This is a genomic window from Cupriavidus sp. GW822-FHT03E04 (assembly GCF_058801495.1).
Genome location: NZ_JBXANI010000018.1, coordinates 93,462 through 114,982, shown reverse-complemented (window position 1 = coordinate 114,982; position 21,521 = coordinate 93,462). Strand labels below are relative to the sequence as shown.

20 protein-coding genes are annotated in these 21,521 nt (G+C 68.1%); 10 read left to right on the top strand and 10 right to left on the bottom strand.

All coding sequences use genetic code 11. The annotated features are described in order from the left end of the window. Positions 1 to 37: 37 nt before the first annotated feature. Both AC1RQC_RS25510 and AC1RQC_RS25505 read left to right on the top strand, forming a co-directional pair. Complete coding sequence (locus tag AC1RQC_RS25510; protein WP_492373505.1) at positions 38 to 1,252, top strand: MFS transporter; 1,215 nt, start codon at positions 38 to 40, stop codon at positions 1,250 to 1,252. 85 nt (positions 1,253 to 1,337) lie between these two features. Further along, on the top strand, positions 1,338 to 2,378 hold the full coding sequence (locus AC1RQC_RS25505) for a GlxA family transcriptional regulator (protein ID WP_492885025.1): 1,041 nt from the start codon (positions 1,338 to 1,340) through the stop codon (positions 2,376 to 2,378). Here the strand turns inward: AC1RQC_RS25505 and htpX are convergent. From htpX to AC1RQC_RS25485, 4 genes are all read right to left on the bottom strand, one after another. Then, positions 2,368 to 3,246 carry a protease HtpX gene (htpX, locus tag AC1RQC_RS25500; RefSeq protein WP_492828672.1) on the bottom strand — a complete coding sequence of 293 codons (879 nt, stop codon included), beginning with the start codon at positions 3,244 to 3,246 and terminating at the stop codon, positions 2,368 to 2,370. The two genes, AC1RQC_RS25505 and htpX, sit on opposite strands and share 11 nt — an antisense overlap. Before the next feature lie 163 nt (positions 3,247 to 3,409). Then, the gene (locus AC1RQC_RS25495) at positions 3,410 to 3,826 is read right to left on the bottom strand and encodes a hypothetical protein (protein WP_492828674.1); all 417 of its coding nucleotides are present in this window, start codon (positions 3,824 to 3,826) and stop codon (positions 3,410 to 3,412) included. Between the two features lie 92 nt (positions 3,827 to 3,918). Next, a complete protein-coding gene (locus tag AC1RQC_RS25490; RefSeq protein ID WP_492885023.1) occupies positions 3,919 to 5,637 on the bottom strand; it encodes an FAD-dependent oxidoreductase in 1,719 nt (572 codons plus the stop codon). A 27-nt stretch (positions 5,638 to 5,664) separates the two neighbouring features. Continuing rightward, positions 5,665 to 7,233 (bottom strand): polyamine aminopropyltransferase, encoded by a 1,569-nt coding sequence (locus tag AC1RQC_RS25485; protein ID WP_492885049.1) that lies wholly within the window; start codon positions 7,231 to 7,233, stop codon positions 5,665 to 5,667. Positions 7,234 to 7,439: 206 nt separating this feature from the next. Here AC1RQC_RS25485 and AC1RQC_RS25480 point away from each other — a divergent pair, with 206 nt between their 5' ends. The 8 genes from AC1RQC_RS25480 (at position 7,440) to AC1RQC_RS25445 (ending at position 13,293) form a co-directional block, all read left to right on the top strand. After that, entirely contained in the window at positions 7,440 to 7,826 is a 387-nt protein-coding gene (locus tag AC1RQC_RS25480) for a DUF350 domain-containing protein (protein ID WP_043350632.1), read from the top strand. Positions 7,827 to 7,870: 44 nt separating this feature from the next. After that, positions 7,871 to 8,905: an SPFH domain-containing protein gene (locus AC1RQC_RS25475; protein ID WP_492373499.1), complete on the top strand. Its 1,035-nt coding sequence runs from the start codon at positions 7,871 to 7,873 to the stop codon at positions 8,903 to 8,905. A gap of 21 nt (positions 8,906 to 8,926) precedes the next feature. Further along, positions 8,927 to 10,447, top strand: a complete 1,521-nt coding sequence (locus AC1RQC_RS25470) for a DUF4178 domain-containing protein (protein WP_492885021.1) — start codon at positions 8,927 to 8,929, stop codon at positions 10,445 to 10,447. A 6-nt stretch (positions 10,448 to 10,453) separates the two neighbouring features. Beyond that, positions 10,454 to 10,621 carry a hypothetical protein gene (locus AC1RQC_RS25465; protein ID WP_158001334.1) on the top strand — a complete coding sequence of 56 codons (168 nt, stop codon included), beginning with the start codon at positions 10,454 to 10,456 and terminating at the stop codon, positions 10,619 to 10,621. A 10-nt stretch (positions 10,622 to 10,631) separates the two neighbouring features. Further along, entirely contained in the window at positions 10,632 to 11,009 is a 378-nt protein-coding gene (gene speD / locus AC1RQC_RS25460; protein ID WP_492373497.1) for an adenosylmethionine decarboxylase, read from the top strand. 100 nt (positions 11,010 to 11,109) lie between these two features. After that, on the top strand, positions 11,110 to 11,550 hold the full coding sequence (locus AC1RQC_RS25455; protein ID WP_492373496.1) for a Cd(II)/Pb(II)-responsive transcriptional regulator: 441 nt from the start codon (positions 11,110 to 11,112) through the stop codon (positions 11,548 to 11,550). A 533-nt stretch (positions 11,551 to 12,083) separates the two neighbouring features. Then, complete coding sequence (gene rnk / locus AC1RQC_RS25450; protein WP_492373495.1) at positions 12,084 to 12,503, top strand: nucleoside diphosphate kinase regulator; 420 nt, start codon at positions 12,084 to 12,086, stop codon at positions 12,501 to 12,503. A 436-nt stretch (positions 12,504 to 12,939) separates the two neighbouring features. Continuing rightward, positions 12,940 to 13,293, top strand: coding sequence for a hypothetical protein (locus AC1RQC_RS25445; RefSeq protein WP_492811461.1), 354 nt, complete (start codon positions 12,940 to 12,942; stop codon positions 13,291 to 13,293). 230 nt (positions 13,294 to 13,523) lie between these two features. On the opposite strand, the gene AC1RQC_RS25440 is transcribed toward AC1RQC_RS25445, so the two are convergent. The 6 genes from AC1RQC_RS25440 to AC1RQC_RS25415 form a co-directional block, all read right to left on the bottom strand. Further along, positions 13,524 to 16,622 carry a multidrug efflux RND transporter permease subunit gene (locus AC1RQC_RS25440; protein ID WP_492885019.1) on the bottom strand — a complete coding sequence of 1,033 codons (3,099 nt, stop codon included), beginning with the start codon at positions 16,620 to 16,622 and terminating at the stop codon, positions 13,524 to 13,526. Between the two features lie 154 nt (positions 16,623 to 16,776). Next, positions 16,777 to 17,181, bottom strand: coding sequence for a TetR-like C-terminal domain-containing protein (locus AC1RQC_RS25435; protein WP_492885017.1), 405 nt, complete (start codon positions 17,179 to 17,181; stop codon positions 16,777 to 16,779). After that, positions 17,085 to 17,462 (bottom strand): helix-turn-helix domain-containing protein, encoded by a 378-nt coding sequence (locus AC1RQC_RS25430; RefSeq protein WP_492885015.1) that lies wholly within the window; start codon positions 17,460 to 17,462, stop codon positions 17,085 to 17,087. Before AC1RQC_RS25430 ends, AC1RQC_RS25435 begins: the two co-directional genes overlap by 97 nt. Positions 17,463 to 17,592: 130 nt before the next feature. Further along, positions 17,593 to 18,486, bottom strand: coding sequence for a KPN_02809 family neutral zinc metallopeptidase (ypfJ, locus tag AC1RQC_RS25425; protein ID WP_174425813.1), 894 nt, complete (start codon positions 18,484 to 18,486; stop codon positions 17,593 to 17,595). A 101-nt stretch (positions 18,487 to 18,587) separates the two neighbouring features. Then, positions 18,588 to 20,063 (bottom strand): pyruvate kinase, encoded by a 1,476-nt coding sequence (pyk, locus tag AC1RQC_RS25420; protein ID WP_492885013.1) that lies wholly within the window; start codon positions 20,061 to 20,063, stop codon positions 18,588 to 18,590. 65 nt (positions 20,064 to 20,128) lie between these two features. Further along, on the bottom strand, positions 20,129 to 21,442 hold the full coding sequence (locus AC1RQC_RS25415; RefSeq protein WP_492373491.1) for a glycerate kinase type-2 family protein: 1,314 nt from the start codon (positions 21,440 to 21,442) through the stop codon (positions 20,129 to 20,131). Positions 21,443 to 21,521: the final 79 nt, after the last annotated feature.

Below are 21,521 nucleotides of genomic sequence, written 5' to 3'. Positions count from 1 at the left end.
CGGTGCCATCCCCGTCTCTTCCTCACCGGAGCGCCCGATGGCACGTCCCGCGATGTCCCAAGCCCGGGTCCTGGCAATCTGCCAGGCCTTGTTCACTTCGGCGCTGTCGGTCGACCTGACCCTGACCGGGCTGGTCGGCTACACGCTCGCGCCCGACAAGGCGCTGGCCACGCTGCCGTTCGCGCTGATCACGGTGGCGTCGGCGCTCACCGCCATCGCGGCCGCTTTCCTGATCGAGCGGCTGGGGCGCCGCATCGCTTTTTCGCTCGGCGGGCTCGCGTGCTGCGCAGGCGGGCTGGTGTCGGTGTGGGCCATCTCGCACCATGACTTCGTGGCGTTCTGCGTGGGCACGGCGCTGGTCGGCGTGTTCCAGGCGTTCGCGCGCTTCTACCGGCTGGCCGCGGCGGACGCTGCCGCGCCTGTGGATAAGCCGCGCGCCATTTCCACCGTGCTCACCGGCGGCGTGGTGGCCGCCGTGTGCGGGCCCGCCATCGCTGCGTGGAGCAGCGACCTGATGGTGGCGCAGCCCTTTGCCGGATCGTATGCGGTGGTCGCGGTGTTCGGCATGGCCACGGTCCTGCTGCTGGCCCTTGGCTACCGCGAGCCAAAGGCGCACGCAGGCGCGGCGGCGGCCGATCATGGCGCCGCGGCATTGCCCGCGCGCCCGCTCGCCGAGATCGCGCGCCAGCCGGTGTTCCTGGCGGCGTTTGCCAACAACGGCATCGGCAACGCCGTGATGATGTTCGTGATGACTGCCACGCCGATTGCCGCGGTGGCGTGCAGCCATACCATCACGCAGGGCGCGCAGATCATCGAGTGGCACCTGGTGGGCATGTACGCGCCGTCCTTCTTCTCCGGCTGGCTGCTGCAGCGTTTTGGGCGCGGGCCGATGTTGATGTGCGGCATCGCGCTCGCTGCAATGGGTTCGCTCGTGGCCCTGGCCTCGACGGCGTTGCCAGCCTTTTATGTCGCCTTGTTGTGCCTTGGCATTGGCTGGAACTTCATGTTTGTCGGCGGCACCACGCTGCTGGCGGAAAGCTACCGGCCCGCCGAGCGCGCGCGGACCCAGGCGCTGGCCGAATTCTCCGCCGCCGCGCTGACCGCGCTGGCCACGCTCGCGGCCGGGCAGGTGCTGTACCGCTATGGCTGGCAGGCCGTCAACCTCGCCGTGCTGCCGGCGCTGGCGGTGGCGCTGCTGGTCACGCTAGGCTGGCGGCGCGGCACGCCGCGCGCGGCGGTGCTGGCCGGATAAGCGCCGGCGCCGGTATGATCGGCCGCAACCGCACTAGCGCACTAGCGCACTCGCGCACGCACACTCTCGCCCTGGGTCACCGTCCATGCCTGCCAGCCATCCCTTGCCGAATGATCCGCCGCGCATCGTCGTGCTCGTCGCGCCGGACCCGGCGCAGGAACTCGACGTGACCGGGCCCAGCGCGGTCTTCGGCCATGCCAACCGGCTCCCCGGCCGGGCCTCGCCGGCCTACGACATCCGCATTGCCAGCGTGCGCGACGACGGCCTGGTGTGCACCGAAAGCGGGATCCGGCTGCTGGCCGACGCGCCGTATCATCGCATCGGCGACATGCTGCCCGGGCCGATCGACACCTTGCTGATCGCCGGCGGCTCAGGCCACGCCGCGGCAGCCAACGACGCGCGCCTGATTGACTGGATCCGCGCGCAGGCACCGCGCGTGCGCCGCCTCGGCGCGGTCTGCACCGGCGCGTTCGTGCTGGCGCGCACCGGGCTGCTGGACCGCCATCGCGCCACCACGCACTGGCGCCACGCCGCGCGGCTGGCGCAGCGCCATCCGCTGGTACAGGTGGACCCGGACCCGATCTGGATCCGCGCGGGCGATCTGTACACCTCGGCCGGCGTGACCGCTGGCATGGACCTGGCGCTGGCCTTGGTGGAGGACGATCTCGGCCATGCCGCCTCGCTGGCCGTGGCGCGCGAACTGGTGCTGTTCCTGCGCCGTCCCGGCAGCCAGGCACAGTTCTCCACGCTGCTGCAGGCGCAGAGCGCGCAAAGCCCGGAGTTGCGTGAATTGCAGGCCTGGATGGCGGAGCACCTGGCGCGCGACCTGTCGGTGCAGGTGCTGGCCGAGCGCGTGGCGATGAGCCCGCGCAACTTCGCGCGCGTGTTCGCGCGGCAGGTCGGCGAGACGCCGGCGCGCTACGTGGAACGGCTACGTGTGGAAGCGGTGCGCAGGATGCTGGAGGAAGATGGGCGACGCCTCGATGGCATCGCCCGTGCGACTGGATTTGCCAACGCCGACGTGATGCGGCAGGCGTTCCAGCGGCATGTGCAGACCACGCCGGAACGCTATCGGGCAGCGTTCCGGGCGAGGCCAGAGGAGCCCGGCAAGGGCCTCAGGCCTTAGCTTGCAACGCGGCAATGCGCTGCTCGATCGGAGGGTGGCTGGAGAACAGCGACAGCCACGACTTGCCACCGGCAATGCCCATCGCCTGCATGTTCTGCGGCAGGCCTTCGGAGTCCAGGCCGCCCAGCCGGCGCAGCGCCGCCACCATCGGCGTGGGGCTGCCCATGAGCTTGGCCGCGCCGGCATCGGCACGGTATTCGCGATGGCGCGAGAAGGTGGCCACGATGATGCTGGCCAGGATGCCGAACACGATCTCGCAAACCACTACCGTGATCATGTAGCCGATGCCGGGGCCGCTCGATTCCTCATCGTTCTTGCGCAGCATCGAATCCACGAAGTAGCCCACCACGCGCGCCAGGAAGATCACGAAGGTGTTGACCACCCCCTGGATCAGCGTGAGCGTGACCATGTCGCCATTGGCGATGTGGGCGACTTCGTGCGCGAGCACGGCCTCCACTTCGTCGTGCGACATGGTTTGCAGCAAGCCGGTGGAAACGGCCACCAGCGAGCTTTTCTTGGTGGCGCCGGTGGCAAACGCATTGGCTTCGCCTTCATAGATGGCGACTTCAGGCATCGGCAGGCCGGCGCGCTCGGCCAGCTTCTGCACGGTCTGCACCAGCCAGACTTCGGTGCCGTTGCTGGGCTGGGTGATGACTTGCGCGCCGGTCGACCACTTGGCGATGGTCTTGGACATCAGCAGCGAGATGAAGGAACCACCGAAGCCCATCAGCGCGGCGAATGCCAGCAGCATGCCGAGGTTGAGGCCGTTGCCGGTGAGGAAGCGGTTCACGCCCAGCAAGCTGGCGGTGAAACTGAGGACAAGCATGACGGCGAGGTTGGTCGCCAGGAAGAGCAGGACGCGTTTCATTTTTTGTGTGAGGAAGTGATCAATGCCATGGTGAAAACAGGGGCGCGCATCGCAAGCACGCGCAGCGCCAAGGCCAGGCGCGCCGCGTGCAGGAGACTAACGACAGGAAAACCGGGAACCTGACTACGAACGCAAGCAAGGCCAGCGCACGCGCGGGGGAGACTCAGGCGCTGGGAGGGCGCTGCTGAAGGGGGAGGTCGGGGTCGGGCATGACGCCCGCGCGGTGCACGGGCGCTGCGCTGCGGGCAAGCCCTGCGGTAAAGCGCGGGGGCGAGGCCGGCAACAGGGATTCGGCGAGGTCGGCGCCGGGCTGCGACGGATCCTTGGCGTCGCCGGCACTGCCAACGTCAACGTCAGCGGGGCCCGGGGCTCCGCTGGCATCGATGGCGGCAGCATGGGCCGCATCGTCTGCCGTGGCGACAGCGGCGTCTTGTGCCAAGGTGCTGCACGAATCCGCCTGCACCGTGTTGCCCACTGCGCACGTGCGCGCGCCTGCCCAGCTTTGGAAGGGCATGACGGCAAGCATCAGGAGCAGCAGCAGGAAGCGGATTGCGCGCACAAAAATTGGGGTTGGGATCACGTGTCAGGGGGTTCGACACGAAATCGAGCAAAGAATTCTACAGGATGCGGCGCCGCGGCATGTTATGGCGAAAGCATCACTTAGAGCGGCGCTCAGCCCAGGATATTCCGTGCGGCGCGCGTACCCCACCAAGCCGCCTCCTCGAACACAGACACGCCGGACAGGTCCGCATGGGCAAACAGGATGCGGCCATCGGCCGCGCGCAGGGCCGCGGCACCGGCATTGCCCAGAAAGCCCGTGCGCGGCGAGGCCATGGCGTGCCCGCGCACCGTGATTTCCACCGCATCCGCGTGGCGCCAGAAGGCGCGCCCGTAGACCGTGCGCAGATCGCTGGTGGCATAGTCCATCAGCTCGGCGGCGCTGGCCTCGGCCAGCCAGCGGCGGGTGTCGGCGAGCGAGCGCGGCGCCGCGCCGGGGCTGGCCGCAAAGTCCAGCGGACAGTACGCGGTAAAGACCGTGGCTGCCGGCTTTGCCTGCCGGATCAGTTGATGGGTACTCACCACATAGCCCAGCCCGCGTCCGCCATGCACCACGTTGTCCCACGCCAGCGGCACGCCCGGCGCTTCCGGCGGGAAGCCCTGCAGGCGGAAGCTGGACACCATCCAGGACGCGGTGGGCGGCAGGTGGCGCGCCGGGTCGAAGCCGAATTCGCGCAGCGGCGCCACGCGGGCGGCCACATGCAGGGGCATGGCGCAGATCACACGGCGCGCGCGGATGCGGTAGAGGCGCGGTGGCCGGGCGCCAACGCCATCCGGCCACCAGGCGCACAGCACCGACACCCCACGGCCCTGCTCCTGCACTTGCAGCGCCATGCCGGGACGGCGCCAGGGCTGGTCGCCAGGTTTGACGCCGCGGTGCGCATCGATGCGCGCCGAGAGCCGCGTCACCAGCGCGTGCAATCCATCCGGCCAGGTCAGCACGGCGCCGTCGGCCGCATCGCTTGCATGGCCCGCGCGGCTGGCGAAGTAGTACAGGCCGGCCCAGGCCGAGATCAGCTCGTGCCCCGCGCCGTAGTCGTCGCGGCAGCAGTAGTCCACATAGGTATGCAGGGTGGGCGCGGTAAAGCCTTCGGCCAGCATCCACTGCCGCATGCTTTGCTGGTCAAGCCGGGTCCAGGCCGGGTCTTGCGAGGCCAGCGCCAGCGGGATGGCAAAGGCCTTGCGGCCGTCGCTGCCGCGCGCGCTCTTGAGCTGCTCGACGCGCGCGAGAAAGCGCGCGTGCTGCGCCGCTTCCTCGTCCGGCGCAGCGTCGCCAGGCAGCAGGCCGTCGTGCCACTTGCCATCGAAGAACAGGCGCTCGTCCGGCGCATGCACCAGCGCACGCTCGTCGAACTCGGGCCGCGCGGCGAACGGGTCGCGCTGGATTACGCCGGTGTCGGCCAGCATCTCGCGGATGTGCGTGGATTCGGGCGAGGGCAGCGGCAGATAGTGCGCGCCGCGCGGGAAGGCCAGGTCGCCGCCGAAACTCCCGGCTGCCGCGTTGCCGCCGAACTCCGGGCCATCCACCAGCAGGAAATCCTTCAGGCCGCCGCGCGCCAGCTGCCACGCGGCGCTGAGCCCGGCCACGCCACCGCCGAGAATGGCAACGTCGGTCACGATCTCATCCTGCGCGGAAACGGTCGACGGCCAGCTGGCGGCATCGCGCAGCGCGTGGCCCTCGGCCATGCCGGGGCGCAGCACCACGGGCACGGGCTCGCGCAGGCCGACGCCGGCCAGGAAGCGGCTGGCATCGTCGCCCAGGCGATCGCAGCCGGATAGCAAGCCCAGGCCGCTCGCGCCAGCGCCGGCGATCAGGAAGTGGCGGCGGTCCATGCCAGCTCCGATTGCGGGGGATGCAGATCAGCGAATGACATTGCGCCAGTCCTGCTCAAAGTCATGCACCAGCGACTGCTCGTTGAGCCGGTTGGCACGCGCCTCGCGCGGCGCCATGTCGGCGGGGAAGCGGAACATCAGCGCAGTGCTGTCGGCGTCGAGGAATTTGAGCGGCACGGTGTAGCGTGTGGGCGGCGTGTAGTCGCCGCGCTTGCCCGCAACGATGAAGCCCCACTCGCCGAATGACGGCACATAGGCGTGGTAGGGCCAGGTATGCAGGCCCGCCTCGCGCAGCGTGGCGTCGATATCCCAGAACGAGCGCGGCGCAAAGTACGGCGAGGTGGACTGCACCACCGCATAGCCCTTCTGCGCGAGGTGGTGCGACATCAGCTTGTACATCGGCACCGAGTACAGCTTGCCCAGGCCGAAGTTGGACGGGTCGGGCAGGTCGACGATGATGGCGTCGAACATCTCGTTGTGCTGCTCCATCCATTGCGCGGCATCCGCGTTGACCACCTGCACGCGCGCGTCCTTGAGCGAGCCCTGGTTCAGCGCCACCAGCGGCTCGCTGCGCGAGAACAGCGTGGTCATGGCGGGGTCGAGGTCGACCAGCGTCACGTGCTCGATGTTCTTGTGCTTGAGGATCTCGCGCACGGCCAGCCCGTCGCCGCCGCCGATCACCAGCACGCGGCGCGCCCACGGCAGCGCCTGCAGCATGGGATGCACCAGCGCCTCGTGGTAGCGGTGCTCGTCGCGCGAGGAGAACTGCAGGTTGCCGTTGATATAGAGGCGCATGTCGTCCTTCCAGCGCGTGATCACCAGGCGCTGGTACGGCGTGCTTTCGCTATGGATGATCTCGTCGCCGAACATGCCGCGCTCAGCCCAGTGGGTCAGCCGCCCCGAGGCCAGAAAGCCACCCGCCAGCAGCACCAGCACCAGCGAGGCGCGCAGCATGCGCGACATTACCGGCTTGAGCTCGTCGCGGAAGATATGGATGGTGACAAGCGCCACGCCCGCATTGAGCATGCCGAACAAAAAGCCGGTGCGCGACAGCCCCAGGCGCGGCGCCAGCACCAGCGGGAACACCAGCGAGACAGCCAGCGCGCCAAGGTAGTCGAACGTCAGCACGCGGCTGACCAGCTCGCCAAAGGCGGTGCGGCGCGTGTTGAGCACCCGCATGACCAGCGGGATCTCCATGCCCACCAGCACGCCGAGCACGAACACCATGGCGTAGAGCGCGGTGCGAAAGGGCGCGGACAGCCAGGCAAACACCACGAACAGGAGCGCCGCGGAGATGCCGCCGAGCAGGCCGATCAGGATCTCGATATCGATGAAGCGCGCCAGCACGTCTTCGTCCTTCACATAGCGCGACAGCCAGGAGCCCACGCCCATGGCGAACAGGTAGCAGCCGATGATGGAGGAGAACTGGAGGATGGAGTCGCCCAGCAGGTAGCTGGACAGGGCGCCGGCGATCAGCTCGTAGCCGAGCCCGCAGGACGCCACGATCAACACCGAAAGAACAAGGGTACGGTCGCGCATCGGGGCTAGGGAATCGGGGGTCGGAGAGGAAGCCGGGAAGGAAGCCGGGAGAGGCAGGCGTGACGCTCAGGCGAGCCGCCGCGCGATGCGCGCACGCCTGGCAAACTGCAAAAAGTTGTGATGAACCGAAATGGACAACGGATATACTTGGGCGCTAGCTGCCAACAATGCTGATATCGCCAATATGGCTTCACGATTCACGGCTCGCTTACTGTTGCGGCAGCCCGGAACACCGTCGTAGAACCAGCCGGAGAACAATCAAGATGCAAGCCATCTACGCCTATGTGCTGCACCTGCTGGCCGGCCTTGCCCTGCTGGCGGTGTTCGTCGGAGTCTACACCAGGATCACGCCGTTTCGCGAGTTCGCGCTGATCCGCCAGGGCAACCTCGCGGCGGCGCTTTCGCTGTCGGGGGCGATGATCGGTTTTTGCTTTACGCTGTCGTCCAGCATCCAGCACAACGACACCTTCCTGATGTTCCTGGTGTGGTCGGTGGGGGCGATGCTGGTACAGGCGCTGGCCTACGCGGGCCTGGCGCGCGCGCTGCCCGACATGGATGCAGCGATCGAATCGAACAATATCGGCATGGGCGGCCTGATGGGCGCTATTTCAGTGACGGTCGGCTTGATCAATGCCGCCTGCCTGTCCTGACTTCCTGAACATGCTGGAACAACGCTGAGAACCTGGGGATTGCCATGAGCATCGGATCGTTCATCAAGAAGCAGTTTATCGACATCCTCCAGTGGACGGAGGACACGGACGGCGTACTGGCCTGGCGCTATCCGATGGAGGATATGGAAATCCAGTACGGTGGCAGCCTGACCGTGCGCGAGTCGCAGATGGCGGTGTTCGTCAACGAAGGCAAGATCGCCGACGTGTTCGGGCCCGGCATGCACAAGCTCACCACGCAAACGCTGCCGGTGCTGACCTACCTGAAGAACTGGGACAAGCTGTTCGAGTCGCCCTTCAAGTCGGATGTGTACTTCTTCAGCACGCGCCTGCAGATCGGCCGCAAGTGGGGCACCGCCCAGCCGATTACCATCCGCGACGCCGATTTCGGCATGGTGCGGCTGCGCGCCTTCGGCCTGTACTCGTACAAGGTGGCCGACGCCGCCAGGTTCTATACCGAGATCAGCGGCACGCGCGCCGAGTACACCCGCGACGAGGTGGAAGAGCAACTGCGCAACCTGCTGATCGCCACCATGACCGCCACGCTGGGCAGCGCCTCGGTGCCCTTCCTGGACATGGCCGCCAACCAGGCGCTGATGTCGCAGACCATCCGCGACAAGCTGGCGCCGGAGTTCGAGCGCTATGGCGTGGCGCTGGATAACTTCGCGGTGACCAATGTGTCGCTGCCGGAAGAACTGCAAAAGGCCATTGACACCCGTATCTCCATGGGCATGATGGGCGATATGGCGAAGTTCACGCAGTACCAGGTCGCCACCTCGATCCCGCTGGCCGCGCAGAACGAGGGCGGCGTGGCCGGCCTTGGCGCCAGCCTGGCGGCCGGCGCGGTGATGGGCCAGGCGATGGCGGGCGGGCTTGGCGCCGCCGCCGGCGTCCAGCCTGCCGCACCCGCTGCGGCAGCGGCGCCGGCCGCAGTGGCCGCACCTGCCGACGATCCCGCCGCACGCCTGCAAAAGCTCAAGGACCTGCTCGACAAGAGCCTGATCTCCCAGGCGGAGTTCGACACCGCCAAGGCCGAGATCCTCAAGAAACTGATCGGCTGAGCGCGCCCTTATCCCTTAAGCATGCAAGAAATCAACTGCCCAAGCTGCGGCGCGCCGGCGGCCTTCCGCTCGTCTGCCGCGGTGATGGTGGTGTGCGAGTTTTGCCACAGCACGCTGCTCAAGGACGCCGACACGGTCAAGGACATCGGCAAGATGTCCACCGTGCTGGAGGACTACACGCCGCTGCAGATCCACACCTCGGGCCAGTGGGACGGGCAGGGCTTCACCCTGGTCGGCCGCATCCAGCTGCGCTACGACTCCGGCCTGTGGAACGAGTGGTACCTGCTGTTCGACGACGGCAGCGACGGCTGGCTGGCGGATGCCTCCGGCCAGTACATGCTGACGCGGCGCGTCACGGCCGAGCAATCCGCCGCCCAGCTCAACGGCGTGGCGCTGCCGCGCTATGACCAGCTCACGCCCGGCACGCCCCTGTACTTCGACAAGCATCGCTACCTGGCCAGCGACGTGCGCAGCGCGCGCTGCACCGGTGGGCAGGGGGAGCTGCCGTTCGCGGTAGGCGCCGGCTGGACCGCGCAGGTTGCGGACTTCCGCGACGAAGGCCGTTTCCTCACGCTCGACTACGCCGATGGCGATCCGCCCGCCATCTATACCGGCCAGGCGGTCACGCTCGACCAGCTCAAATGCCAGCTGCTGCGCGAAGCCGACCAGATCGCCGGCACCGCCGACCGCTACCGCGGCAAGGCCGTGCCGCTGGCCTGCCCGGGCTGCGGCGGCCCGATCGCCTACCGCGCGGGTGTGGCCAGCTTCGTGGTCTGCCCGAGCTGCCACAGCGAAATCGACTGCTCCACCTCCACGGCGCTCGTGCTGGAAAAGCAGCGTGAGCTCGACGCGCTCAAGACCAGCCTGGCGCCGGGCGACATCGGCAACATCGACGGCAAGCCGTACACGGTGCTGGGCCTGATGCAGTGCACCGACAACGACGAGGAAGAAGCCTCCACCTGGGTCGAGTATCTGCTGTTCAACGAGCAGCGTGGCCTGATGTGGCTGGTGGAGCAGGACAGCGGCTGGGACCGGGTCGAGGTACTGGATACCTGGCCGCGCATGGTCTCCGGCACGGCCGCAAGCTACCAGGGCCAGACGTTCCAGCAGGGCTACGACTACGAGAGCGAGGTGCTGTACGCAGCCGGCACCTTCAACTGGCGCGTCAAGGTGGGCGACACCACGCGCCTGACCGAATTCGGCAAGCCGGCGCGCCGGCTCACGCGCGAGACCTCCGGCACGGAGATCGTCTGGACTTTGTCCACCACCGTGGCGCGCGCGCAGCTGGCGCAGTGGTTCAAGTCCAGCCCGGGGCTGGCCGAGGCCGCCCGCGCGCCGCAGGCAGCGCGCGCATCGGCTGCGGGCAATAGCGCCGACCTCGCCTTTTGCCGCAAGAGCGCCAAGGTCTACGCCATCCTCCTCGCCATCCTCAATGTCCCGGTGGCGCTCGTCACCGATCGGGGCTGGTTCACTATCGTCATCGGTTTCCTGCTGCTTTGGGTGCCGATCTGGCTGGTCCAGCGCTGGGCCGGAAAGGATTGAGTCAGCGTGCGCCTGCTTTATCTTGTCTACGGCATCATCGTGCTGTTCGGCACGACCTTCTTCAACATCGGCGAATCCACCGGTTCCGGCTCGTCCGGATACGCGAGCTCGCGTGGCTGGAGCGGCGGTTCCTCCGGCTCCAGCGGCTGGTCCTCCGGCGGCGGCCACAAATGAGCCCGCGGCCATGAACGCGCCAGCCCTGCCTTGCCCGGCCGTGCTCGGCCACCACCTGCTTGCCGACATGCAAGGCGTGGCGAGCGATCTGCTGGCCGATGCCGCACTGGTCGAGCGCGTGCTTTACCAGGCGGCGCAGGCCGCCGGCGCCACCGTGGTGGATGCGCGCTTCCGGCACTTCGGGCCGGGGCTGGGCGTGACCGGGGTGCTGCTGCTCAAGGAGTCGCACATCAGCATCCATACCTGGCCCGAGTACGGCTTTGCCGCCGTGGATGTGTTCATGTGCGGCGCCGCCCGGCCAGAGCTGGCGGTGGAGGTGGTGCGCGCGGCCTTCGTGCCGCGCACGCTTACGCTGCGCGATCAGGCGCGGGGCCCGGCGCCTGGCTGAGCGCGAAGCTGGCAAGGCTTGCCGCGATGGTCTACACTGCTGGGTAACCCCGTAATTACTACAGGGTATTTGTTGCGGTCGGGAGTGACCTGGAGTCGGCATGCGTATCGGTGAGCTTGCAAAGCACAGCAGTTGCGACGTGGAGACCATCCGCTATTACGAGCGCGAAGGCCTGCTCGACGCGCCCCAGCGCGAGGACAACGGCTATCGCCGCTACGGCGACGGCCATTTGCTGCAGCTGAACTTCGTGCGGCACTGCCGCTCCCTCGGCATGAGCCTGTCCGATGTGCGCAGGCTGCGCGACTTCGAGCGCGATCCGGCCCTGGCCTGCGACGATATCAACAGCCTGCTGGATCGCCAGATCGAGCAGATCCACGCCCAGCGCGTGGCGCTGGAGGCGCTGGAAGGGCAGTTGCGGGCACTTCGCCATACTTGCGACCAGCCCCATCCGGTCAGCGAATGCGGCATCCTGCAGAACCTGCAGCAAGCTGCCGCCGGCGCCGCCTGCGAGTGCCATCCGCATCCGGAGCGCCACGCGTAAGGGTTGCGCCCCGGTGCCTGAAAGGTGCCGGCTATGCTACGATCCCTTTACCTGCCGCGCACCAAGCTGGTGAAAAAGCGGCGGGCCGAGCCCGCGACGAAGCCTTTGAGTGAGCCATTGCTCTCGTCAGTTTCGCCGCATGGCGCGCTTTCCGGATTTTCCATTCCAATTGCTGCCGCACCCAATGACGCCTTGCTGCCTGTCGCCGATTGCTGTCGAGCTTGCCCCTGTCGGGCAGGCTGGCGCGACCGTGCGCGCAGTCCAGGCGCCGCGCGCACAAGCCAAACAGGCGATTGCCTGCCGCCGGATCAGCGCACCGCTTGATCCTGCCCGGTTCCCAGCCTGACGTTCCCCCCAACGCAGGCAGACGCTGAACCGGGCCGAGTCACTCCCTGTTCGCGGTTTTCCCGCCGGTACTGACCGCCGGTAACGGCCCACCTTGTTTCATGACCTGGCAACGCCAGGAGCCGATCCCCGACGGATCGCTCCAGCCTGTTCCGGGTCGCCGCATCGCCACTTAGCGAGGATTCATCATGACGGCATCGTCCAAACAACAACCGACCCTTTACCTGACCGAGCTCGACGTGACCCGTCTGGAGCGCATCGCGGGCCGCGCCGGCGCCGCGCCGCTGGCTGAAATGCTCGACAGCATCCTCGAGCGCGCGGCCATCGTGCCGGCCGAGGCGATTCCCAAGGATGTGGTCACCATGAACTCCAGCCTGCTGTGCGCGCTGGAGGGCGAGGCCACACCGCGCCGCTGGACGCTGGTCTACCCGGACACCGCCGATTTCGATGAAGGCCGCCTGTCGGTACTGTCGCCGATCGGCCGTGTGCTGCTGGGCGCGCGCGCCGGGCAGACCGTGAGCTACCGCCTGCCGGACGGACGTGAGCAAAGCGTCACCGTGGTGGAGCTGTCTTTCCAGCCTGAGGCCAACGGCCAGTACACCGTATAAGGCCTGGTCAAAAACTTATCCGGCACTTTTTGGGTACTTTCAGGCCGATTCAAGGCTGATTCCGGGCGCCGGTCGTGGCGCCCTGGCGCGCGCGCATCGGCGCCGCCCATCCCGCAAAACGCTAGCCCGCCAGCAAGCTGTTCGCCCGCAGACCGGCCTGAGGCCTGGGCTGGCGGGCCATCAGGCATCGCTTCGGCCACCCGCCGCGCCCCCTCGCAAGCCCTCCCGTCACGCCATTGGGCGGCCAATCCGCGCCGTTCGTCCGACTTTCCAGCGTTTCACGACTCGCAACGCACCATTCGTCGCAGTGGTATTTCTCCTTGCCCGCCAAGCCACTAATCTTCAGTCCGTGCCTGCAGCGCAACATAGATTTGCCGGGGCAGCTAGTACAGCAAATTAAAAGCAAGAACGACACAATCAGTTGAAGGAGTCCCAAATGAATGCCAAACGCATCCTTGGCGGCGTTCTCGCCGTGCTGATGGTGGCCTCGTCGGCCGCGGCACTGGCAGCGCCCGCCAACAGCAAGGTCGGCAAGTTCGACGTGTACGCCGACGCGTTGCGCACCGGCAAGTTTGATACGTTCACCGATGGCGCCAAGGCTGGCAAGTTCGACACGTTCACCGATGGCGCCAAGGCTGGCAAGTTCGACACGTTCACCGACGGCGCCAAGGCTGGCAAGTTCGACACGTTCACCGATGGTGCCCGCGGCGCTTTCCGCGGCGAGATCGCAGCCAGCTCGCTGGACAACTCGCGCGGCGGCGACGGTTCGCTGTACGGCTACCGGGTCTGAAACCGACCCCCGTGGTACCTGGAGGCCACTTTGGTAGCCGCCAAGTACTACTTTTGCTCCCCGTTTTATCTCCCACCTGCCCGGCTGACCTCCTCCTCCTTTTCTCTCCCGCCGGGTGGGTGATTTTTACCCGCCGCTCCCCGCACTAGCTGCCTTTCGTATTTCCTCCGGCAGCCTTGCAAGACCCCCACCCCGACTATCCCGAACGCCGCAGGCCGGCACGCGCCTTGTCATTCCCGTTCGCGCCCGGCACGCCTGCGCCCGATCAAGACATAGAGCAACGGCACCGCCAGCGAGCCGATCACGGTGGCGCCCAGCATGCCGCCCAGCACCCCGGTGCCGACCGCGCGCTGCGCGGCCGCACCCGGGCCGGTGCTGATCGCCAGCGGCACCACGCCCAGGATAAAGGCCAGCGAGGTCATCACCACCGGGCGCAGCCGCTGGCGGGCGGCCTGGCCGGCGGCTTCCAGCAGGTCCATGCCGCCGCGGCGCAACTGCTCGGCGTATTCCACCACCAGGATGGCGTTCTTGGCCGCCAGCCCCATGATCACCACGCCGCCCACCTTGAAGTAGACGTCGTTCGGCATGCCGCGCAGCCAGATCGCCACCAGCGCGCCAACGAGGCCCGCCGGCACGATCAGCAGCACTGCCAGCGGCAAGGTCCAGTTTTCATAGAGCGCCACCAGGCACAAGAAGATGAACAACATCGACAAGGCGAACAGCCACGGCGCCTGCGTGCCGCTTTGCTGCTGCTCGAAGGCGCGTCCGGTCCAGCGCACGTCGTAGGCGCCGCCCAGCTCGCGCACCCTGGCCGTGAGGCGTTCCATGGCTGTGCCGGTGCTGTGGCCCGGCGCCACTTCGGCGTTGATGCGCACCGAGGTGAGCCCGTTGAACCGCTCCAGCGTCGCTTCGCCCTTGCCCCAGGCCAGTTCGGCGAAGGCACCCAGCGACACCATGCCACCGCTGGCATTGCGCACATGCACGCGGGACAGCTTGGCCGGGTCCATGCGGTAAGGCGCATCCGCTTGCAGGATCACCCGGCGGATACGGCCTTCGCGCGCGACTTCGTCGATATAGCGCGAGCCCAGGGTGGCCGACAGCGCATGGTGGATGGCCTGCGGCTCCACGCCAAAGCTGCGCGCGCGCTCGTAGTCGATGTGCAGGTCCAGCGCCGGCGCCGGCTGGCCGGTGGTGGCGCGCACCTCGCCCAGCGACGGCTCATCCTTGACGGCGGCAAGCAGCTTGTCGCGCGCGGCAAACAGCGCTTCGCGCCCGGAGCCGGCCTGCGCCACCAGCCGCATGTCGAGCCCGCCGGTGCTGCCCAGCTCGGGCAGGGCCGCGCCGTTATACGCGTACAGCTGCGCCTGTCCCCGCCCAGGCCACGCTTCCAGCCCGGCCTGGAGCCTGGCCAGCACTGCGTCCGCGCGTTCGTCGGCGCCGCGCTCCGACCAATCCCGCAGCGCCAGGTACATGCTGGCGCGCTGCTCGCCGTTGCCGGAATTGCTCCAGCCCAGCACGGCGAAGGTCGAGCGCACGGGATACTTGCCGGCTTTCAGCCACGCCTCCAGCGCCGCCACGGTGGCGCGCGTCTGCTCCTGCGTGGCGCCCGCGGGCAGTTCCATATCGATCACCAGTTCGCCGGTGTCCTCCTCCGGCAGGAAGCCGGCGGGGATCTGCCACATCAGCACGCCACCGGCTACCGCCAGCGCCAGGTAGATGCCCAGCCAGCGCAGGCGGCGCCGCTGCAGCGCCAGTACCCAGCCGGCATAGCGCGCGGTGAGCGCCGTGAAGCCGCGCTCGAACCAGGCCAGCGGGCCGCGCTGCGGGTGCGGGGCATGGCGCAGCAGGCTGGCGCACATGGCCGGCGCCAGCGAAAGCGCGAAGAACAGCGAGAAGGCAATGGAGATCGCCAGCGTGATGGCGAAGTGCCGATAGATCACGCCCACCGCACTGCCCAGGAACGCCATCGGCACGAACACCGCGCACAGCACCAGCGTGACACCTACCAGCGCGCCGGACACTTCGCGCATCGAGCGGGCCGCCGCCTCCATGGCGTCCACACCATCTTCGCGCATGATCCGCTCGACGTTCTCCACCACCACGATGGCGTCGTCGACCAGGATGCCGATCGCCAGCACCACGCCAAACAGCGTGATCACGTTGAGAGACAGGCCAAACGCGTACAGGCAGGCCACAGTGCCAAGCAGCGAGACCGGCACCACGATCACCGGGATCAGTGTGGCGCGCAGGTTGCCGAGGAACAGGTAGAGGATCAGGAAGACCAGCGCCGTGGCTTCGCCCAGCGTGGTCAGCACGCGCCAGATCGAGCGTTCGACGAACTGCGCGCTGTCGGATGAGATCTCGTAACGCATGCCAGCGGGGAAGCCGCGCGCGGCTTCGTCGAGCGCGGCGCGCACCGCGCGCGAGGTGGCCAGTACGTTAGCGCCGTCTGCCAGCTTGAGGCCGATCGAGGCTGCCACCTGGCCGTCGTGGCGCGAGCTGTAGCGGTAGTCGCTGGCGCCCAGCTCCACCCGCGCCACGTCGCGCAGCCGTACCAGCGAGGCGTCGCCGCCGGCGCGCACCACGATCTGGCCGAAGGCCTCCGGCTCGGCGAGCGGCCGGGGCGGGCGCACCAGCGCCTGGTAGGGCTGGCCCGGCACCGCCGGCGCACCGCCGAGCTGGCCCGGGGTGACGTCGCCGTTGCGCGCCTTGATGGCCTGCTCGACGTCCGCGGCTGTCAGGCCGTAGGCGTTGAGCTTGTCGGGGTCGAACCAGATGCGCAGTGCGTACTCGGCACCATAGGGTTCCGCCTTGCCGATGCCGGGCAGGCGGCGCAGCATCGGCAGCACCGAAGCGGCGGCAAAATCGCCGAGCGCGGTTTCGTCGAGCTGGCTGTTCTGCGACACCAGCGAGACATACATGAAGGGGCTGCTGCCGGCTTGGTCCACGAAGATGCCGCCGCGGCGCACCGCCTCCGGCAACAGCGGCTCGGCTTGCATGACGCGGTTGCGCACGTTGACCTGCGCCAGCTGCGCATCGGTGCCCTGGCGGAAGCCCAGCGTGATGGTAGCGGCGCCGCCCTCGCTGCTGGCATCCAGGTAGAGCAGCCCGGGAATGCCGTGCATCTGCTGCTCCAGCACTGCGGTCACCGCATCTTCCACGGTACGCGCCGACGCGCCGGCATAGTCCGCGTAGACGATCACGGTGGGCGGCGCCACCGCCGGATACTGGGCGATGGGAATGCGGGTGAGGGCGATCAGGCCCGCCACCATGGTGAGAATGGCAATAACCCACGCGAACGCGGGCCGGCGAAGAAAAAAGGACGCCATGGCACATTGGATTGTTTTGCGCCGGCGCGGCAGCTAGCCGCCGCGCTGGCGCGGTGGAACGGATCCGGCGCGCGGGCACCGCGAGATGCGAGCGGTGAAACGCGCCGGGCAGCGTGGCACAAACGCTGTGAGGGAAGTGTGTCTGGCCGTCGCTCTAGCGGGACGGTCGGGAGAAGCCGCGCAGCAGCGCCGTGAGCAGCACCTGCTGCCGATGCACCAGCGGCTGCCAGTCCTCGCGGGGCAGGTGCTCGAACGTGATATCGAGCGCGGCCAGCCCGTGCACGGCAGTCCACAGCGCGTTGGTGACATCGCCGGGGTCGTACATGGAATCGATCAGCGCGGTGGCTTGCTGGTCATGCACGCAGGCCATCAGCACCGCGTTCACCGGGTCTTCCGGGAAACGCTCGCCCCAGCGCAGGTCGATCGCGCGCTCGGCGTCGGCCGGCAGGCCCATCATCATCATCAGGTGATAGCTGTGGCGGTTGGCCAGGGCCCACGCCACATAGGCATCGAGCACGGCCGGCAACGCCAGGGCAGGCGTACCCGCGGCGGCGCGCACAGCTCGAACAGCAGTGCGGTCTTGTCGTCGAAATGCCGGTAGATGGCGGCCGCGCTATAGCCGCAGCGCTCGCCGATGCGGCGCAACGTGACGCCGCTGAAGCCCGCCTCGGCAAACAACGCGCGGGCAGCATTGAAAAAGGCTTCGCGCACACTTTCGCGCCGCAGCTCGGCACCGCTGACCCGCGCAACGGGCGCGCCGGCGCGTGCGGCAACCGGCGTGGCGGGTGCACTCACGGGCGGGGCCGACAGGCTGGATTGCGTTGGGCGGGTGGCGGACATGGCCGCGATTATAAACACCGCTCACTTTGTGAACAACGTTTACATGGCGAATTCAGCACAAATAAGTGCCCCACCAGCGAGGGGGCGCTGCCCGGAGCGCCGGCGCAGCGCGGTCATCCAGCGGCGTGGCTCAGAGTTGCTTGGCCGCGAAGGTGTCGCACTTGCGGATGTCGCCGCTGGTCAGGCCCTGGCGCAGCCAGCGCGTGCGCTGCTCGCTGGTGCCGTGGGTGAACGCCTCTGGCACGACATAGCCCTGGGCCTGCTTTTGCAGGCGGTCGTCGCCAATGGCGGCGGCGGCTTTGAGGCCTTCCTCGATATCGCCGGGCTCCAGCAACTGCTGGTTCATGCGCTCTGCGGTAGCGGCCCATACGCCGGCCAGGCAATCGGCCTGCAGTTCCACGCGCACCGACAACTGGTTGGCCTGCGCCTCGCCCATGCGGCGGCGCGCGGCGTCGACCTTGCCCGACACGCCGAGCAGGTTCTGCACATGATGGCCGATCTCGTGGGCAATCACGTAGGCCTGGGCAAAATCGCCGCCAGCCCCGAAGCGCTGGCGCAATTCATCGTAAAAGGCCAGGTCGATATAGACCTTCTGGTCGCCCGGGCAATAGAACGGCCCCATGGCCGACTGGCCCGTGCCGCAGGCGGTAGGCGTGGCGCCCGAGAAGATCACCAGCGTGGGCGGCGCATAGCGGCGGTTGAGATCGGTCTCGAAGATATGCGACCAGGTACGCTCGGTGTTACCGAGCACCTTGCGCACGAAGACCGTCATCTGGTCCTTGGCGGGGGGATGGCTGGGCACATGCTGCTGTTGCGGCGCTTGCTGCTGCGAGCCCTGCAGCACCGAGGCGCCCTGCATGATCACGGAAGGGTCGATGCCAAAGAAATAAGACGCCGCCAGCGCCACCAGGATGGTGCCGATGCCGAGCGTCTTGGGCCCCGCGCCAAAGCCGCCGAAACCGCCGGAGCCTTCACCCCGGCGGTCTTCTACATTCTGGCTTTCGGCTTCGTCGTCGAGACGCATGGTGGCTCCGCATTACTGGTTGATCGCCGCGGCAAAAAGGTGGCCGCAGCGTGTCGATCAGTATAGCAACGGCAATGCCGCCAACGCATGCGTGTGGTGTATCAGGCGGTAACCGCCGGTGCCGTGCTGGCAGTGGCTTGCCCCTGCCAGCACGGCTCCGCGCCGCCGATTTCGGCCACGCGCAGCAGGTTGGTGGTGCCGCCCTGGCCAAACGGCATGCCTGCCGCGATGGTGATCTGGTCGCCGGGTTCGGCATAGCCTTCCACCAGCGCCGCGCGGGTTGCCGCATTCACCATCTCGTCCACGCTTTGCACGTCCGGGCTGACGGTGGAATGCACGCCCCACGCAATTGCCAGCCGCCGTGCGATTTCCAGGTTCGGCGTGATGCTGACGATGGGCGCGCACGGCCGCTCGCGTGCGGCGCGCAGCGCGGTGGAGCCCGACGAGGTGTAGGTGACGGTAGCCACCGCGCCGATGATCTGCGTGACCTCGCGCAGCGCCGCGCAGATCGCATCCTGGCGGGTGGACAGCGGCGCCTCATGCCCCGCGTCTAGCAGGTTGCGGTACAGCGGATCGCGCTCCACCTCGGTGATGATGCGGTTCATGATGGCCACCGCCGGCACCGGGTGGCGGCCGTTGGCCGACTCGGCCGACAGCATCACCGCATCGGCGCCGTCATAGATGGCGCTGGCCACATCGGACGCCTCGGCGCGCGTGGGCACCGGCGAATCGATCATCGATTCCAGCATCTGCGTGGCGATCACGATGGGTTTGCCGTGCTGGCGGCAGATGCGCAAGATGCGCTTCTGCACACCCGGCACACGCTCCGGCGGCAGTTCCACGCCCAGGTCTCCGCGCGCCACCATCACCGCATCGGACACGCGCACGATTTCCTCGAGCTGCTGCAGCGCGGCGGGCTTTTCGATCTTGGACAGCACGCCGGCACGGGTGCCGATGATCTCGCGCGCTTCCACGATGTCGGCCGGGCGCTGCACGAACGACAGCGCGATCCAGTCGGCGCCCAGCGCCAGCGCGAAGTCGAGGTCCTTGCGGTCCTTCTCGGTCAGGGCGGGGATCGGGATCACGGCGTCGGGCACGTTCACGCCCTTGCGGTCGGACAGCGTGCCGTGGTTGACCACGCGCGTGGCGATGCTGCCGCTGGCCACCGCCTCGATCTTCAACTGCACCTTGCCGTCGTCGATCAGCAGCGACTGACCCGGCGCGGCCACCCGGAACAGTTCCGGATGTGGCAGGTGCACGCGGGTGGCGTCGCCCGGGCTGGGGTCGCTGTCGAGCACGAAGGCGTCGCCGGCCTTGACCGCCACCTTGCCCGCGGCGAAGGTGCCGATGCGCAGCTTGGGGCCTTGCAGGTCGGCCAGCACGGCGATGGGGCGGCCGGTCTCGGCCTCGACCTGGCGCACGGCGTCGTAGCGGCGCTTGTGGTCGTCGTGCGAGCCGTGGCTGAAGTTCAGGCGGAAGACATCCGCTCCGGCTTCGAACAACTGACGGATCACCTCGATGTCGGTGCTGGCCGGTCCGAGCGTGGCAACGATCTTGGCTTTGCGCTGGCGTCTCATTTTGTCTCCTCTTCCAATCTCGGTCGGCGCGCCGCGATGGGCGCGCCGTTGTTCAAATTCAGGGCTTACACAATCAGGATGGCGCGGAAATCGTTCACATTGGTACGGGTCGGGCCGGTAACGATCAGGTCGTCCAGGCCGGCGAAGAAGCCGTAGCCGTCGTTGTTGCCGAGGTGCGCGCGCGCGGACAGTCCGCGTGCCTCGGCACGGGTCAGCGTATCGGGGGCGAGCAACGCACCGGCGTTGTCTTCGGAACCATCGATGCCGTCGGTGTCGCAGGCAATGGCATGCACGCCCGGCAGGCTGTCCAGTGCGACCGCGAGCGCCAGCAGGAATTCGGCATTGCGCCCGCCGCGGCCGCTGCCGCGCACCGTCACCGTGGTCTCGCCGCCGGACAGGATCACGCAAGGCTTCCTGAACGGCTGGCCATGCCGCGCAACCTGCCGCGCGATGGCGGCATGCACCAGCGCCACATCGCGCGATTCGCCTTCGATGCTGTCGGACAGGATGTGGGCTTCAACGCCCAGCTCGCGCGCGCGCGCCGCCGCGGCTTCCAGCGATTGCTGCGCGGTGGCCAGCGTGACGCTGCGATGGCCGTCGAAGCGCGCATCGCCGGGCTTGGGCGTTTCGCCCGCGCCGCTCTCCAGGTGCGCGCGCACATTGGCGGGCACGTCGATGCCGTACTTGGCGATCACCGCCAGCGCATCGGCGCAGCTGGTGGCGTCGGGCAGGGTCGGGCCGCTGGCGATCAGCGTGGGATCGTCACCGGGAATATCGGAAATCAACAGGGTCTCGACGCGTGCGGGCGCACAGTGCAATGCCAGCCGGCCGCCCTTGAGCGCCGACAGGTGCTTGCGCACGCAGTTCATCTCGCCGATGTTGGCGCCGCTCTTTAGCAGCGCGCGGTTCACGGCTTGCTTGTCGGCAAGCGTGATGCCGTCGGCCGGCGCGGCCAGCAGCGCGGAGCCGCCGCCGGAGATCAGGCACAGCACCAGGTCGTCGGCGGTCAGGCCCTTGACCAGCGCCACCATGCGCTGCGCGGCGCGCTGGCCGGCTTCGTCGGGCACCGGGTGCGCGGCCTCCACCACCTCGATACGCTGGCACGGCGCGCCATGTCCGTAGCGCGTCACAACCAGTCCGGAAATCTCGCCTTGCCAGTGCGCCTCGACGGCTTGCGCCATGGCGGCGGCGGCCTTGCCGGCACCGATCACCACCGTGCGGCCCTTGGGCGGCGTGGGCAGTTGCGGCGGCAGGCAATGGCTGGCGCTGACGGCGGCAACCGCGGTATCGAACAGGTCGCGCAGCAGGGCGCGCGGATCGGTGAGTCCGGCAGGGCGCTGGGGCGCCAGCAAGGTAGGGTAGGAATCGGTGGCGAGCATGACGGGATCCGGAAGTGCTGCGTTCCCGGCCGCGAGCGGCCGGGAGTGATGCTGGCCTGCCGAGGCAGGCCGTGATGGC